This is a genomic window from Curtobacterium sp. Leaf183 (assembly GCF_001424385.1).
Taxonomy (GTDB): Bacteria; Actinomycetota; Actinomycetes; order Actinomycetales; family Microbacteriaceae; genus Curtobacterium.
Genome location: NZ_LMPO01000008.1, coordinates 874,952 through 890,246, shown reverse-complemented (window position 1 = coordinate 890,246; position 15,295 = coordinate 874,952). Strand labels below are relative to the sequence as shown.

Sequence of the window (15,295 nt, the reverse complement as noted above, 5' to 3'; positions counted from 1 at the left end):
ATGCCGACCACCCCGAAGCTCGACCTCCCCGACCAGACCGGCACGATCGCCGTCGTCACCGGCGCCAGCGATGGCCTGGGCGCCGTGATCGCCCGTCGGCTGGCTGCTGCCGGCGCCGAGGTCGTCATGCCCGTCCGGTCCGCCGACAAGGGGGAGCGGGCGGCCGCACGCATCCGACAGGCCGTGCCCGCGGCGACGATCCGGGTGATGCCCCTCGACCTGTCCCGACTCGACTCCGTCGACGCCCTCGTCCGGCAGCTCGCGGACGACGGCCGTCCGGTCGGCCTGCTCGTCAACAACGCCGGGGTGATGCGGCCTCCGACCCGACAGGAGACCGCGGACGGGTTCGAGCTGCAGGTCGGCACGAACCACCTCGGGCACTTCGGGCTGACGCTCGGGCTGCTCCCGCTGCTGCGGGCCGGCCGTGCACGGGTGGTGCACCAGACCAGCGTCGCCGCGCGGACCGGGTCCCTCGAGCTCGACGACTTCGCGCAGCAGCGACGGTACGACGTCATGCGGGCCTACAGCGCCTCGAAGATCGCCGTCGGGCTGTTCGCACGGGAACTCGACCGCCGGAGCCGCGCCGGCGGATGGGGCATCACCAGCATCCTCGCGCACCCCGGCGTCTCGCCGACCAACCTGCTCGCGGCCCAGCCCGGGATGGGTCGCGAGCGAGCCGGCGGCGAACGGCGGGTGATCGAGGTCCTGGCGCGGGTCGGGGTCCTCGGCACCGTGGAGAGCGCGGCGCTCCCCGCACTGCTCGCCGCGACCAGCACCGACGAGCACACCGACGTGTTGTACGGCCCGAAGCGCACCGTCGGGGGACCGCCCGCGCGACGCCCGCTGTGGAAGCCGTTCACCGACACGGCGACGGCGAGCGCGCTGTGGGACCTGTCCGCCGAGCTCACCGGCGTCCGGGTGTGACCACCGGCCGCTGGACGGTGAGCGCGCCGATCGACGGAGGCACCACGGGCCTCGGCCCTGTCGGCCGGTAGACCCGTGGTGCCTCTCATCAAGGTGCAGGGGTGAGGTCAGTCCTTCTGATCTGCATCCCACTTGATCGTCAGGATCGAGTTGAGAACACCGGATCCGGCTTGAACGTCCACGGGACCTTCGTTCCCGTCCACAAGCACTCGAGTTGCCTGCGCCGAACAGGAACCGTGCTTCACGTCATCCCATTCAACGAAAACTGATTCGCCGACATTGAGAACTCCGAATGACCGGCCCTCAATTGTGCTGAAGTGCGCCCAGACGCCACCGTCGACATTCGCGACATCGATGACGCCCCATCCTTCATCGGCGTTCCAGCTGCAAACTACTCCGGGTTCTGACATCGATGCTCCTCAGCAGGAGGTGGCGGACCCGCAGCGGTTACCCTTCGCGGTGAACGAACCGTACACCTGAAGGGTCGCAGTGCCGTTGCCCTTCACGCGCCAGGTGTACAGGCCCGAGTAGGCGATGTGCGTTCCATCGGGCGAGCCGCTGTAGTTGCCGTGGAACTGGTACACGCACTCCTCTGTGTGGCCGGACTGCGCCTTCTGCGTCGCGCCGTTCTTGGTCCAGTGCTGCGGGGCTTCCACCACGTCACCGACGACGGTGGCGCAGTCGGCGGGCGAGAGCTTGATCCCCCACGGAACGGTGCTGCCTCCGCACTGGTGCTGCACCGTGTAGCTCAGGTTCGCGTCCGAGAACTTGTAGAACTTGTTGCAGAGCAGCTTCGCTCCCTGCGGGCCGGCCACCGCGGGGGCCGCAGCGGCTGAGACCGCCCTGCTCGACTGAACGGACGCGGCTGCCGGTTGATCCGAGTTCACGTCGTCGGCTGGCGTGACGTCCTGTACCGACTGCAGCGTGCCGGTCGAGGTCGTCGTCTTCGAAGTCCCGTCGGCTTGAGTGATCGTGAGCGTGCTGGAGAGCGGTACGTCGGCGTCCGGCGTGGTGACCGCGTGCGCAGGTGCCGCGAGAGTGATGGAGAGAAGGACGGCCCCCAGTGGCAATGTCCAGAGTACGGAGCGCTTCTTCGTGATTCGCATGGTGTTCCCCTCAAGCGACCCCTTGCCGCGTGAGCGGGAGCAAAGCACGCAGCTTCTTGCCTGACAAGACGCATTCGCGAACCGAAGGCGAAACCGCACCCATTCCGGGTCGATCTATGGACAGTTTCAGCCCCGCTCTATCTTGCAGATCTGTCGCGACGATTCCGTTTCGCGCTGGAACAATTACTTCGAATCGATTCGGCGCAAGAAGCCGGAGCCGGCGGAGCCGCCTCCGGGACGCCTCGCGTGCGTCCCTGCCGAAGGCGGAGTCCACCCCGACAACGAGCAAGCGTGCACGGCGCACTGCTCCTGACTCGCCGGGAAACGTTCGCCGACTGAGGCAGCACCGAGGAACGCGCTTCGGTGACGAGTTGTGCGCGAAGGCGACATGTCATCTGCGCGCCGACGACAAGCGGCGGCCCCAGGGAGCCCAGCGGACCAGGGGATGGGCGGTGCCGTCCTGCACAGCGACGGCAAGCGCGACTTGTTGCGCGTTCGAGAGGCTGGAGTCTCAACTCCTTCGAGCGAAGACTCATCTGGGTTGAGAACGACAGCGATGGACATGTCTGGAATCGGAGCGAGTGACGGGAATCGAACCCGCGCTACCAGCTTGGGAAGCTGGAGTTCTACCATTGAACTACACTCGCGCGCCCGCTCAGCGGGACTCGACCACCATAGCGGATTCTCCGCTGGAAGCCAGCCGACCGCCCGCCGTGCGCCGATCCACCGGGTCCGCCCCGAGCCTCCCGTGTCTCTTCTGTGAGCCGCCCCGCCTGACGGACAGGTGTCGGGCGCGTGTGTAGCGTCCAGGGGGTTCCAGCGACCCCGACCGAGGAGGACACGGATGGTCAGACATCCCCTCATCGACGACGTGGTCGGCCCCGCCATCGTGGTCGACTCCGGCTCGCAGGTGGTGTGGCTGACCGAGGCGCTGGCCTCGCTGCTGCGACGTGCGTCCGACGCCGGCCGGACGGTCGTGCTCCGTACCGAACCGGGCGCCGCGCTGACGCCGGCGCTCCGACACGCACTCGGTGCACACGGCGCCGCCTGGGCGGTCACCGACCCGGACGGCACCCTGCGCGACGGACGCACCGGGGTCCGGGCGGAACGCATCGAGGACTTCGTCGAGCACGGGCCCGAGCTGCTGGGACCGCCGTCAGCGGAGCACCCCGCGGCCACCGGCTCGGTCCGCCAGATCAGCATCGACCTGACACTGCGGCACCACGCCGAACGCGCGATCGACATCGGTTCCGCGATCGAGGCGCTCTGCCACACGGTGGGCGCCTGCCCGGACCGCTGGGGGACCGTCGAGCCGCTCGCCGTGCCCTGGGACCGGTGGGTCGTGACCCAGTACGCCAAGCACGAGGCGCCGGGCATCAGCACGTCCTACGCCGTCGGCGAGGGCTTCTCGGCGACGATGACCGCACACCTGACCGACACCGTCGTGATCGAGACGATGTCCGCCGTCCTGACCATCCCGGACGAAGGAACGGATCCGCAGCTGGCCGAGCGCATGCTCGCCGCGGTGCACCGTGTGGCCGAGGACGTCGTCCCGGTGTTCGGTGTCGTGATGCAGCGCCGCGGGGACGCCGACCACCTGGTGCGCGCCGTCGCGCACGGCGAGCCCTCGCCGCTCGCGGTGATCGTCGGTCCCGAGGCCGTCTCCTTCCTGGACCGCGGCGAGGTCTGGCCGCCGCCGCACACCTCGACGTCGACCTTCGGCGATCGCGGCGACGGCGACCACGGGCTCATCGTCCGGCTGGAGGACGGCTGGACCGCGCTCGAGTCCTTCCTGGACCGCATCGACGAGGACCGCTTCCTGCAGCTCGTCGGTGGCGCCCCGCTCGACCCGGCGCACGACGAGGGCACCCTCGACGGACACGTCGGAGCGAGCCTGCCGGGCGGCCACAGTGCCCCGTGACGTGACCCTGCTGTGTCGCGGCGCGGTCGAGGCGCGCGAGGTGGCCGAGGCCCTGCTGCTCCACGACGACTCGTGGGGCGTCCGGGCGCTCGACGACGGTCCGATGCTGCAGGTGTGCCGCGACGCCACGCACCCGGTCATCACCGTGCTCGGAGTCCGTCGGGTGGACTCGCTCGACGAGGTCGTTCGGATCCTGCCGGATGCCCCGGCGCTCACCGTCCCGCTCTGGTGGGTGGACACGGTGACCCCGGCCGGGGCTGACGGTGAGTCCGGGATCACCGCCGCGCTCGAGGCCGCGATGGACCTCGACGCCGTCTGCATCGTCCACGGCGACTGAGCCGCGACCGGGCGGGTGCGGTCTGCGGCAGGCGGTCCGAGCACGGTGCCGCCTTCTCGTGCCGCGTTGGCGGCCTGGTGCGGGGAAACATCCCCGCACCGAGCCACTGACGGCGCACGGACGGCGAACCGAGCACGGTGCGGACCGCTCACCACGCGATCAACCCCGCACGGTGCTGGACCGTCAGTCGCGCTGACGCATCGCCGCCAGCCGCTCGTTGTAGGCCTTGAGCTCGGCGTCGCCGTCGCGCTCGGCCTGGCGGTCCAGGCGCTTGGCGTCGCGGCCGTCGGACTTCACCCAGTTCCGTACCACGAGCAAGGCGACGAAGACCATCGGCAGCTCGGAGGCACCCCAGGCGATACCGCCGCCGGTGTGCTGGTCGGCGAGCAGCCCCACGTCGTTCGTCTGTCCGAGCGCGTGGAACCAGTCGGCCGCGTACACGGACTGCGACGTCATCACCGCGACGCCGAAGAACGCGTGGAACGCCAGGGTCGCCAGCAGCGCGATGATGAGGATCGGGTACGCGGGGCGCTTGGGCCCGGGGTCGATGCCGACGAAGACCCAGAAGAACAGGTAGCCGCTCAGCACGAAGTGGACGACCATCGCGACGTGCCACTCGTGCGACTGCATCGCGAACTGGAACGCCGGCGTGAAGTAGAACACCACGAGCGACCCGGCGAAGATGACCCCGGCGACCGCCGGCTTCGCCATGAACTGCATGTAGCGGGAGTGCACGAAGAGCATCAGCCATTCGCGGGCACCGCGTGACCCGTCGTTGCGGACCGGCAGCGTCCGCAGCGCCAGCAGCACCGGGCCGCCGAGGACCAGCGGCAGCGGCACGAACATCATCAGCAGCATGTGCTGGATCATGTGCGACGAGAAGTGGATCATGCCGTAGACCGATGGTCCGGCCGAGGTCGTCCAGATGAAGACCCCGCAGCCGATCAACCACGAGATCGTCCGCCCGACCGGCCACGAGTCGCCGCGCTGACGGAGTTTGCGGACCGCGAACAGGTACCACCCGGCGCCGACGACGGCGAGCGCGAGCCACACCCAGTCGATGTGCCACTGCGTCAGGAAGGTGTGCAGGGTCTGGGCCGGCGGGTACGGGTAGCCGATCAGGCCCGAGCGGGTGTCCTCGCCGGTCTCGGGCGTCTGCGGGATCGGCGGCTGGCTGCGTGACACGGCCACCGAGACGCCGATCGCGATCGCCATGAAGACGACCTCGGCCAGGGCGAAGCGCGTGAACGAGCGGCGGTCGAGCGGCGAACGCAGCAGTGCCGGCACGAGCTTGCGGCGCTGGACGACCCCGGCCAGACCGAGCAGCACGAGGATCACGGCCTTGACGGTGATGAGCGCACCGTAGGTCGTCGTGACCAGGTCGAGCGGGCCGGTCAGCCGGAGCGATGCGTTGACGATCCCCGAGAACGCGACGGCGGCGAACGACCAGCCGGCCAGGGTGGAGTACCGGGCGACGACGCGACCGGTGGCGCCCTTCGTCCGGGTGCGCAGGAGCAGCACGGCGACCAGGCCGCCGGCCCAGACGCACACCCCGATCAGGTGGATCGCGAGCGAGTTCACCGCGTTGGCGTGCTCGAGCGACCCGGCGGCGTGCCCGGACAGGGCCAGGGGCAGCAGGGCGAACAGACCGGCCACGGTGGCGACGGCGAGCGTCGTGGCCCGGGTGGCGAATGCGGCGAGGACGGTCGCGATGAGGATCGCCACCGCGGACACCACGAGCGACTGCCCGATCTCGACCTGGAACGCGAACACCATGAAGTTGCGGGCGAAGAGCGGTGAGGTGACCGAGGACCCGAGCGTGTTGGCGCCCGTGAAGACGATGCCGACCACCGCGGCCAGGAACCAGACCGCACCGGTCGTCGCGGCCCAGCGCACGGCGCGGTGCTGCACGCTCGACATGGCGCCGTGGTCGGCCTTCTGCGCGGGGAGCGCGAACGCGGCGACGATGAGCAGACCGATGGTCAGTGCGGCCATGGTGTCGTGCACGGCGCGCGCGATCGGCAGGCCGTACTGCACGAGGTCGCCCGCCGACACCAGCTGCTGGTCGGCGGTGAAGGCACCGGTCACCGTCATGCCGACGATCGAGCACGCGACCGCCAGCGGCAGGGCGATCGCGAGCACGGTCGCGACGGTGGACGTGCGAGCGGCGCGGGGCGCGGATTCCGGACCCGCGCCCGGGGCGGGGGCTTCGGACGTGGTGACGGTCATCAACCTGTTCCAGGGACGCTTCCGTCCGCGGTTCCGCGGACCCTCCATCGTAGGCGCTCGGGCCTGGCCGCCACCTGCGACCTGTCAGATCCGACGCTCCCAGACCCCCTCGCTCCCGACGCCGACGAACCCGACCGCCTCGTTGACGTCGAGCATCGGGCGGTTCTCCTCGGCGTTGAACGTGATGATCGACGGGTGCCCGGCATGGTCGCGCTCGACCGTCTCGATGCCGATGACCTTCAAGAGCCAGCCGAGCCGGTGTCCGCGGTGCTCGCGGAGGACCAAGGTGTCCCCCTGGAAGACCGGCTGTGCGATGTCGTGCGGGACAGCCAGCTGCGTGAAACCGGCCAGGATGGTGCTCGGGACGTGTTCGACGGCCACCGTCAGCGTGATGCGCGGTGACCGGGCGAGGTGCGACTCGTGCTCGACCAGCCGGTCGGTCGTCCACACGTCCTCGGGCTCCTCCATGTCCCCCTCGGGTGCATCCGTGCTCATCCGCGTGCGCAGGAGAGCGATGTCCTGCTGCCACGCGGGCGGCGTCGGACCGATCCACGCGTGCACGCGGTACTCGGCTCCGGCAGCGAGCGACGCACGGTCGAGCAACGTCCGCACCAGGGACTGATCGGCCGGCAAGAGCAGGCGGCTGATCCGGTTCACCTGGCCGAACCGCCACCCCCGCCCGGACAGGAACCGCACGGCTGCCTCGCCCTCGGGGACCGCGCCGTGTCCGGTCGGTGCCTGCAGGTACCCGGCACCGGCTGCGGGTCCGACCTGCCGGGTCATCGCGTACGTCTTCCACTGCGTGCGTCCTTGGTCCCGTGCGATGGCCTCGAGGTGGTCAGCCAGGAGGGTCCCGACGCCGTGGCGCTGGTGGTCGGGAGTGACCGCGATCGCGATCCAGCAGTTCGGGGTGCCCGGTGCGCTTTTGGTGTCGTACGAACCTGCGGCCACGGTCGTCCCGTCCGGGGCTCGGACCGCGAAGAGCCGACTCGGTGCCTCGGGGTCGAGCAGGTACGGCAGCTGCTCCTCGGGCGTCCACAGCAGCTCCGGCAAGCCCGTGACGTCGACCTCGGCTGCGTTCTGGACCGCCACCCACTCCCGGAACGCCCGGACCCGGCCCGGGTCGTCGGTCATGGTGGTCGGTACGTCGAGCTCGATGACGCGGTACACGGTCGTTCCTCCCGCCGGCCGTGCACGGTGCGCGGGCAGCCGAGCAGCATATCGGTGGACCGGTCGCCGCCGCTAGGATCCCTTCCGTGCTCCTCTCCGACCGCGACATCACCGCCCAGCTCGCCGCAGGCCGGATCGGCCTCGATCCCCACGATGCCTCGCTCATCCAGCCGTCGAGCATCGACGTCCGGCTCGACAAGTACTTCCGGCTGTTCGACAACCACAAGTACCCGCACATCGACCCCGCGCTCGACCAGCCCGACCTGACCCGACTGGTCGAGACCGACCCGGACGAGGCGTTCGTGCTGCATCCCGGCGAGTTCGTGCTCGGCTCGACGTTCGAGGTCGTGACGCTGCCCGACGACATCGCCGCACGGCTCGAGGGCAAGAGCTCCCTCGGCCGACTGGGTCTCCTGACGCACTCGACGGCGGGCTTCATCGACCCGGGCTTCTCCGGCCACGTGACCCTCGAGCTGAGCAACGTCGCGACCCTGCCGATCAAGCTCTGGCCGGGGATGAAGATCGGGCAGCTGTGCTTCTTCCAGCTCTCCAGCCCGGCCGACAAGCCCTACGGTTCGGCCGAGTACCAGTCGCGGTACCAGGGGCAGCGCGGACCGACCCCGTCGCGGTCGGCCCAGAACTTCCACCGCGCGGACGTGTCCCGCCGCGACTGACGCAACGGACAGCGGTCGGCAGAACGATCGGTGCGCCCCGGCGCGGAATGTTGCATGTTGTGTATCGTGGCGACATGCCCGCAGTCCTGCCACGGCCCGCCCCGCGACCGTCCGCGGCCGAGCTCATCCGTGACGCACGCCTCCGCGCGGAGCTGACGCAGGTCCAGCTCGCACACCGCGCCGGCGTGACCCAGAGCGTCATCAGCACCTACGAGAACGGACGCCGCGAACCGTCCCTGGCGGCGTTGCAGCGGCTCCTGCTGGCGGCCGGGTTCCTGACCGTGATCGATCTCGAACCCGTCGCCGACGGCCCGTCGCTCCGCGAGCGGGTGCGCCAGCACCGCGACGAACTTGTCCAGCTGGTCGACGAGCTCGGCGGCGCCAACCCGCGCTTGTTCGGCAGTGTCGCGCGCGGCGAGGACGGACCGGACAGTGACGTCGACCTGATGGTCGACCTGCTGCCCGGCCGCGGGATCTTCGCGCTGATGCGGATCCAGGACGCGGCAGAGCTCGTGCTCGGTGTCCGCGTCGACGTCGTGCTGGCCGACGGCATGGGCGACGAGGTCGTCCGGTCGGCGGTCCCGCTGTGAACCGGCAGGTCCGCGAGCGGCTCGACGACGTCATCCGCGCGTGCGGCGTCATCGGTCGGTACGTCGCCGAGCCCGACCTCCCCGAGGACCTGGTCTACGACGCGGTCCGGATGCGCCTGGTGGAGATCGGCGAGGCCGTGCGCATGCTCCCCGTCGCCGTGACGTCGGCCGAACCGGACATCCCCTGGTCGCGGGTCTCGCTGCTGGGGGAGCGGCTCACGCGGCGCTACTTCGACACGACGCCGGCGATCGTGCTCGGGACCGCGCGGGTGGACGTGCCCCACCTGTGCCAGGCGGCGCGTCGCCTGCGTGCCCAGCAGACGTAGCGGCCCCGCCGCCCACGTGCGCCGGTCGCGGACGGGAGGCACGGTGCGGGCCCGCACCGTGCCTCCCGTCCGGTCCGTTCCCCGTTGGAACGAGGACAGGGCCCCGTCCGCGGTGCGGACGAGGCCCTGTCGGGTGGTACCGAGGATCAGCCCTGCTTGGCGAGGTCCTCGAGGGTCGAGTTGCCCTTGTAGGCCTCGACCGCGTTGTCCTTCGTGACGAGGATCGGGGTCAGCTCGATGGCCGGCACCGTCTTCACGCCGTTGTAGTTGTTCGTCTTGTCGATCTTGGTGTCGGGCTTGTCGCCCTTGGCCAGGGTCGAGACCAGGTCGACGGCCGCCTGGGCCTCTTCCGTGGTGTTCTTGTAGATCGTCGAGTACTGCGTGCCCTGCATGATGAGCGGGATCGAAGCGGTCTCCGAGTCCTGCCCGGTCACGACGGGGTTGTCCTTGCCGGCGGCCTTGGTCGCGGTGAGGATCGCACGGGCCAGGGTGTCGTTCGGCGACAGGACGCCGTCGAGCTTGGTGTCACCCGAGTAGTACTGCGAGATCAGGTCGGTCATGCGCGACTGGGCGTTCTGCGCGAGCCAGCCCTTGGTCTGCACCTTCTGGAAGGTGGTCTGGCCCGAGACGACCTTGATGGTGCCGTCGTCGATCTTCGGCTGCAGGACGTTCATGGCACCGTTGAAGAACACGGTGGCGTTGGCGTCGTCAGCCGACCCGGCGAAGAGCTCGACGTTGTACGGTCCGTCGCCCTTCTTCTCCTTCAGGCCCTTGAGCAGCGCCTGGGCCTGCAGCTGGCCGACCTTGTAGTTGTTGAACGCGACGTAGTAGTCGACGTTCTTGGTGTTCAGGATGTTGCGGTCCCAGGCGATGACGACGGCGCCCGAGGACTTCGCCGACTTGACCTGCGAGGTGAGCTGCGAACCGTCGGCCGCACCGATGATGACGGCCTTCGCGCCCTTGGTGATCATGCCCGAGATCTGCGACTGCTGGTCCGGGACGGGGCTGCCGGCGTTGGCGTACTGGATGTCGGCCTTGAAACCGGCGGCTTCGATCGACTTCTTGAACGCGGCACCTGCGAGGACCCAGTTCTGCGAGGTCTTCGCCGGCAGTGCGACACCGATCAGGTCGCCCTTCTTGATGGTCGCGTCGGAACCGCTGCCGGAGTCCGAGCCACGCGACGAGCAGCCGCTGAGGGCGAGGCCCGCGATGAGCGCCAGGCTGAGGCCGGCGACGATCTTCTTGCGCATGTGATTGCTTTCTCTTCGTTGAGGAGGGTGGGGCCGGAGCCCCGCTGTGGGGATGGGGGAACTAGGGGAGGGTAACCTTCTCGGGCTGGTCCTCGATCGAGCGGGGCTGCTGCGCGGCCACCGTGTTCTGCTCGGTGTCCTTCCGCTGGAACTGCCGCATCATGCCGCCGATCAGCGACGGGCGTCCCTGCGACTTCGAGTAGACGTCGAAGGCGACGGCGACGAGCAGGACCAGACCGCGGATGATCTGCACCTTGTTGGACTCGAGGCCCATCAGCTGCAGGCCGTTCGACAGCAGGGCCATCACGAGACCACCGATGATCGAGCCGGAGATCGTGCCGACACCACCGGCAACCGCGGCACCACCGACGAACACGGCGGCGATCGCGTCGAGCTCCCAGCCGGTGCCGTCAGCCGGACCAGAGGCGCCGGAGTAGGCGACGAACACCATGCCGGCGACGGCGGCCAGGACGGACATGTTCATCATGACGAAGAAGTTGACCTTCTTGGCCGAGACACCGGACAGGACGGCGGCGCTGGAGTTGCCACCGACCGCGTAGACCTGGCGACCGAAGATCGTGTTCTTCGTGACGAAGCCGTAGATGATCGTCAGGACGCCGAGGATGATCGCGACGATCGGGACCGAGGTGCCGACCGGGCCGGCACCGAACAGGTACGTCGCGACGAGCGTCACGGCGACCAGGATGCCGGTGCGGACGACGGAGACCCACAGCGGCGGGACCTCGGCCTGCATCTTGCGGCGACGTGCACGGCCCCGGGCCTCGATGATGATCAGCGCGGCGATCGTCACCAGGCCGATGAGCAGGGTGCCGTTCGAGTAGCCGAAGTCCGGTCCGAAGTCGCCGAGGAAGCCGGCGCCGATCGGGGTGAAGCTGTTCGGCACGGGCACGGACGTCGAGTTGCCGATGATCTGGTTGACACCGCGGAAGATCAGCTGGCCGGCCAGCGTCACGATGAACGCCGGGACGCGGACGAAGGCGACCCAGAAGCCCTGCCAGGCACCGATGAGGGCACCGACGGCCAGGCCGAGGATGACCGCGGTCCAGACCGGGAAGTGCCACACCGCGATGGACTGCGCCACGATGATGCCGACGACCGCCGCCACCGAACCCACGGACAGGTCGATGTGGCCGGCGATGATCACCATGACCATGCCGAGCGCCAGGATCAGGATGTACGAGTACTGCAGGAACAGGTTGATCACGTTGGTGGGCTGCAGGATGAGCCCCTGGGTGGTGATCGAGAAGAAGATCAAGAGCACGATGAGGGCGATGATCATGCCGTACTGGCCGATGCTGTTGCCCTTGCCGAACAGCAGTTTCAGGTTGTTCATGAGACGGTGGCGCCCTTCCGCGCGGAGGTCATGCTGCGCATGAGCGATTCGGGATCGGCCTGGTCGGCCGGCAGGTCAGCGGTGATCTGACCCTCGAAGATGGTGTAGATCCGGTCGGAGAGCCCGAGCAGTTCGGGGAGCTCGGAGGAGATCAGGATGATGCCCTTCCCCTCGGCCGCGAGCTGCTGGATGATGCCGTAGATCTCGAACTTGGCGCCCACGTCGATGCCGCGGGTGGGCTCGTCGAGGATCAGCAGGTCCGGGTCGGTGAACATCCACTTCGACAGGACGACCTTCTGCTGGTTCCCGCCGGAGAGCTTGCCGACGTTGTCCTCGACCGAGGGCACCTTCGTGCGGAGCATCTTGCGGTACTTCTCGGCGACCGAGTACTCCTCGAGCGAGTCGACGACGCCGCCCTTGGAGATCTTCTTGAGGTCGGCCGCGACGGTGGAGCGCTTCACGGTGTCGAGCAGGTTCAGGCCGAGCGCCTTGCGGTCCTCGGAGACGTACCCGATGCCGGCGTCGATGGCCTGCTGCACGTTGTTGAGCTTGATCTCCTGGCCGTCCTTGATGACCTGACCGCCGAGGAACGTGCCGTAGGAGTGGCCGAACAGGCTCATCGCCAGCTCGGTGCGTCCGGCACCCATCAGACCGGCGAACCCGACGATCTCGCCGCGCTTCACGTGGAAGTTGGAGCCCTTGCAGACCAGGCGCGAGGAGTCGAGCGGGTGCTGCACGGTCCAGTCGCGGACCTCGAAGAACGTCTCGCCGATCTTCGGGGTGCGGTCCGGGAACCGGGACTCGAGCGATCGACCGACCATGCCGCGGATGATCCGGTCCTCGTTGACGCCGTCCGCCTTGACGTTGAGCGTCTCGATGGTCTTGCCGTCGCGGATGATCGTGATCTCGTCCGCGATCTGCTCGATCTCGTTGAGCTTGTGGCTGATGATGATGCTCGAGATGCCCTTGGCCTTCAGCCCGACGATCAGGTCGAGCAGGTGCTGGGAGTCGTTCTCGTTCAGGGCCGCGGTGGGCTCGTCGAGGATGAGCAGCTTGACGTCCTTGTGCAGCGCCTTCGCGATCTCCACGAGCTGCTGCTTGCCGACGCCGATGTTCTTGATCTGCGTGTCCGGGTCGTCACGCAGGCCGACGCGGGCGAGCAGGTCCTGCGCACGCAGCTGCGCGGCGGTCCAGTCGATCGTGCCGAAGCGGCCCGGCTCGTTCCCGAGGAACAGGTTCTCGGTGATCGAGAGCTCCGGGATCAGCGCCAGCTCCTGGTGGATGATGACGATGCCGGCCTGCTCGGACTGCTTGATGTTGGCGAAGCGGACTTCCTCGCCCTCGAAGACGATCTCGCCGTCGTAGGTGCCGTACGGGTAGACGCCCGACAGGACCTTCATCAGGGTCGACTTGCCGGCGCCGTTCTCGCCGCAGATCGCGTGGATCTCGCCGGCACGGACGTTGAGCGACACCTCGGACAGTGCCTTGACACCCGGGAACTCCTTGGTGATCGACCGCATCTCGAGGATGGTCTCGGGTGCGGTGATCGACCGGGTCTGGAGTCCGGTGTCGATCGGGGTTGACGCCACAGTGCATCTCCTTCTGCCGCAGCGATGCGGCAGTTCTTCGTCTGGTCCCGCTGCGGCAACGAAGGGGCACAGGCGCTGTGCGGACTACGTTGTCGGGTCCGGTCGTTCCGCTGGCTCGCCGTGATGTGAACGGTCACATCGGCTGGAACGGAGGTAATACTACGCATGGCCTCGGCGCCGCTGTCAATTCGGATTGGTCGCGTTTCGGTAACGGACGCCGCGTCCGCGCGGCTGCGGACATCCGTTGTCCCCCGGTGTGGGGCCGTGGCCCGGCCTGGCACGGATCGGACGGGAGGCCCGGTGCCAGCCCGCACCGCTCCTCCCGTCCGCCGTCCACCCGCGTTCCGTGGACAACCGGACGTCCGCCTCAGCTGCGGTGACGCGGGGCGCTGGTCGACGCGCGGACGACCAGCTGGGGGACGATCTCGATCGGGCGGAGGCGGTCGTCCTCGTCGGGCAGCAGCAGGTCGACGCACCGCCGACCCAGGTCGGCGAAGTCGACCTGCACGGTGGTGAGCGGCGGCCAGAAGTGCTTGGCCTCGGGGATGTCGTCGTAGCCGACCACCGACAGGTCGCCCGGCACGTCGAGGCCGTACGACCGAGCCGCGTGCACCACCCCGAGCGCCATCGCGTCGTTCGAGCAGAACACCGCGGTGCAGTCGCGGTACCGCAGGAGCTCCCGGCCCGCGTGGTAGCCGAAGTCCGCCGACCAGTCGCCCAGGATCGGCGGTTGCACGGGCTTGTCGCGGTCGGACATCTCGCGCAGGAACCCCTGCATGCGGGCGTCCGCCTCGATCCAGTCCTGCGGGCCCGCGATGTGCCGGACGTACTCGTGCCCGAGGTCGAGCAGGTGCGCGGTCGCCAGACGAGCGCCCTCCATCTGGTCCACCCAGAGCGCGGTCGGGTCCTCGTTGATGCTCGAGCGCAGCGTGACGTACGGCGTGCGGACGCCGAGCTCCTCGATCAGGTCGAACACCCGCTGCTGCGGGGCGATGACGATGATGCCCTCGACGTCCTGGTCGAGCAGGTGCCCGAGGCCGTCGCGCACCGCGGTGTCGGTCGGTTCGGCGATGTTCGCGGTGGTGATCGAGTAGCCGCGACCGACGGCCGCGTCCTCGATCGCCTGCATCGTCACCGCGGGTCCGTAGTGCGAGCGCTGCGCCGTCAGGACGCCGATCGTCCGGGTCCGGCTGGTGACCAGCGCCCGTGCCGCGCGGTTGGGTCGGTACTGCAGCTGCTCCATCGCGGCCAGGACCTTGTCGCGTGTCTCGGCGCGGATGGCGTCCGAGTTGTTGAGCACGCGGGAGACCGTCTGGTGCGACACCCCGGCGACCCGCGCGACATCGCGGATGCTGGGCGACCGCGGCTGCTGTGTCCGCGTCGACGACATGGGTTCTCGTTTCCCGCTCGGGGCCGTGGCACGCCCATGTGCACGTTCACATCCCGAGCCAGATCATTATGCACGTCCGCGGGCCGGGCGCCACCTGAGCGTCGACCGAGCCGTTGCGCCGGGGAGCGCGAACCGGTACCGGGGTACCACCCGGGCGGCTCCGTCGGCCGACGCACCGACCCGCCGTCGACCGGGACCATCGGGGCATGGGCAACGTCATCTCGAGGAACGCCGACGCAGCAGGGCTGCTCGGCACCACCATGCTGCTGGTCCTGGCCGGCCGCCACCTGCGCTCCCGACACGTCGTGCGCGGCGTGCTGCTGCTGGCGTGCTGGATCGTCGTGGTCCCGGTGGCGCTCGTCGTCTTCGTGGTCACGAGCGTGGTCGGGCTGCTCCTGCGGACACGCCGGCGCTGACCCGGGTCAGTCGAGTGCG

The 15,295-nt window shown here is 69.1% G+C and carries 15 protein-coding genes and 1 tRNA gene; 7 read left to right on the top strand and 9 right to left on the bottom strand.

Annotated elements, in window-relative coordinates:
- Positions 1-924 carry an SDR family oxidoreductase gene (locus tag ASG04_RS10525; RefSeq protein ID WP_056123495.1) on the top strand — a complete coding sequence of 308 codons (924 nt, stop codon included), beginning with the start codon at positions 1-3 and terminating at the stop codon, positions 922-924.
- Positions 925-1,031: 107 nt separating this feature from the next.
- Here the strand turns inward: ASG04_RS10525 and ASG04_RS17140 are convergent, their stop codons facing one another.
- The 3 genes from ASG04_RS17140 to ASG04_RS10510 form a co-directional block, all read right to left on the bottom strand.
- Positions 1,032-1,334, bottom strand: coding sequence for a cold-shock protein (locus tag ASG04_RS17140; RefSeq protein ID WP_082517982.1), 303 nt, complete (start codon positions 1,332-1,334; stop codon positions 1,032-1,034).
- A gap of 9 nt (positions 1,335-1,343) precedes the next feature.
- Positions 1,344-2,030 carry a hypothetical protein gene (locus ASG04_RS17455; protein WP_156463618.1) on the bottom strand — a complete coding sequence of 229 codons (687 nt, stop codon included), beginning with the start codon at positions 2,028-2,030 and terminating at the stop codon, positions 1,344-1,346.
- Positions 2,031-2,606: 576 nt separating this feature from the next.
- Positions 2,607-2,677, bottom strand: a tRNA-Gly gene (locus ASG04_RS10510).
- A 197-nt stretch (positions 2,678-2,874) separates the two neighbouring features.
- Here ASG04_RS10510 and ASG04_RS10505 point away from each other — a divergent pair.
- Both ASG04_RS10505 and ASG04_RS10500 read left to right on the top strand, forming a co-directional pair.
- Positions 2,875-3,951 carry a DUF6177 family protein gene (locus tag ASG04_RS10505; RefSeq protein ID WP_056123484.1) on the top strand — a complete coding sequence of 359 codons (1,077 nt, stop codon included), beginning with the start codon at positions 2,875-2,877 and terminating at the stop codon, positions 3,949-3,951.
- A gap of 1 nt (position 3,952) precedes the next feature.
- The gene (locus tag ASG04_RS10500; protein WP_146245295.1) at positions 3,953-4,288 is read left to right on the top strand and encodes a hypothetical protein; all 336 of its coding nucleotides are present in this window, start codon (positions 3,953-3,955) and stop codon (positions 4,286-4,288) included.
- A gap of 183 nt (positions 4,289-4,471) precedes the next feature.
- On the opposite strand, the gene ASG04_RS10495 is transcribed toward ASG04_RS10500, so the two are convergent.
- Both ASG04_RS10495 and ASG04_RS10490 read right to left on the bottom strand, forming a co-directional pair.
- On the bottom strand, positions 4,472-6,517 hold the full coding sequence (locus ASG04_RS10495; RefSeq protein ID WP_056123477.1) for a cytochrome c oxidase assembly protein: 2,046 nt from the start codon (positions 6,515-6,517) through the stop codon (positions 4,472-4,474).
- 84 nt (positions 6,518-6,601) lie between these two features.
- Positions 6,602-7,687 carry a GNAT family N-acetyltransferase gene (locus tag ASG04_RS10490; protein WP_056123474.1) on the bottom strand — a complete coding sequence of 362 codons (1,086 nt, stop codon included), beginning with the start codon at positions 7,685-7,687 and terminating at the stop codon, positions 6,602-6,604.
- Between the two features lie 86 nt (positions 7,688-7,773).
- Between ASG04_RS10490 and dcd the strand changes: the two genes are divergently transcribed.
- The 3 genes from dcd (at position 7,774) to ASG04_RS10475 (ending at position 9,277) form a co-directional block, all read left to right on the top strand.
- The gene (gene dcd, locus ASG04_RS10485) at positions 7,774-8,361 is read left to right on the top strand and encodes a dCTP deaminase (protein WP_056123471.1); all 588 of its coding nucleotides are present in this window, start codon (positions 7,774-7,776) and stop codon (positions 8,359-8,361) included.
- Positions 8,362-8,435: 74 nt separating this feature from the next.
- On the top strand, positions 8,436-8,951 hold the full coding sequence (locus ASG04_RS10480; protein WP_056123468.1) for a helix-turn-helix domain-containing protein: 516 nt from the start codon (positions 8,436-8,438) through the stop codon (positions 8,949-8,951).
- Complete coding sequence (locus ASG04_RS10475) at positions 8,948-9,277, top strand: DUF86 domain-containing protein (protein ID WP_056123465.1); 330 nt, start codon at positions 8,948-8,950, stop codon at positions 9,275-9,277. Before ASG04_RS10480 ends, ASG04_RS10475 begins: the two co-directional genes overlap by 4 nt.
- Before the next feature lie 146 nt (positions 9,278-9,423).
- Here ASG04_RS10475 and ASG04_RS10470 read toward each other — a convergent pair whose 3' ends face one another.
- From ASG04_RS10470 to ASG04_RS10455, 4 genes are all read right to left on the bottom strand, one after another.
- Positions 9,424-10,527 carry a sugar-binding protein gene (locus tag ASG04_RS10470; protein ID WP_056123462.1) on the bottom strand — a complete coding sequence of 368 codons (1,104 nt, stop codon included), beginning with the start codon at positions 10,525-10,527 and terminating at the stop codon, positions 9,424-9,426.
- Positions 10,528-10,588: 61 nt separating this feature from the next.
- Complete coding sequence (gene mmsB, locus ASG04_RS10465) at positions 10,589-11,881, bottom strand: multiple monosaccharide ABC transporter permease (RefSeq protein ID WP_056123459.1); 1,293 nt, start codon at positions 11,879-11,881, stop codon at positions 10,589-10,591.
- Positions 11,878-13,401: a multiple monosaccharide ABC transporter ATP-binding protein gene (gene mmsA / locus ASG04_RS10460; RefSeq protein WP_056124022.1), complete on the bottom strand. Its 1,524-nt coding sequence runs from the start codon at positions 13,399-13,401 to the stop codon at positions 11,878-11,880. Before mmsA ends, mmsB begins: the two co-directional genes overlap by 4 nt.
- Positions 13,402-13,837: 436 nt before the next feature.
- Positions 13,838-14,860, bottom strand: a complete 1,023-nt coding sequence (locus ASG04_RS10455; protein ID WP_056123457.1) for a LacI family DNA-binding transcriptional regulator — start codon at positions 14,858-14,860, stop codon at positions 13,838-13,840.
- Between the two features lie 206 nt (positions 14,861-15,066).
- Between ASG04_RS10455 and ASG04_RS10450 the strand changes: the two genes are divergently transcribed.
- Entirely contained in the window at positions 15,067-15,276 is a 210-nt protein-coding gene (locus tag ASG04_RS10450) for a hypothetical protein (protein ID WP_056123455.1), read from the top strand.
- The last annotated feature ends 19 nt before the right edge of the window (positions 15,277-15,295 follow it).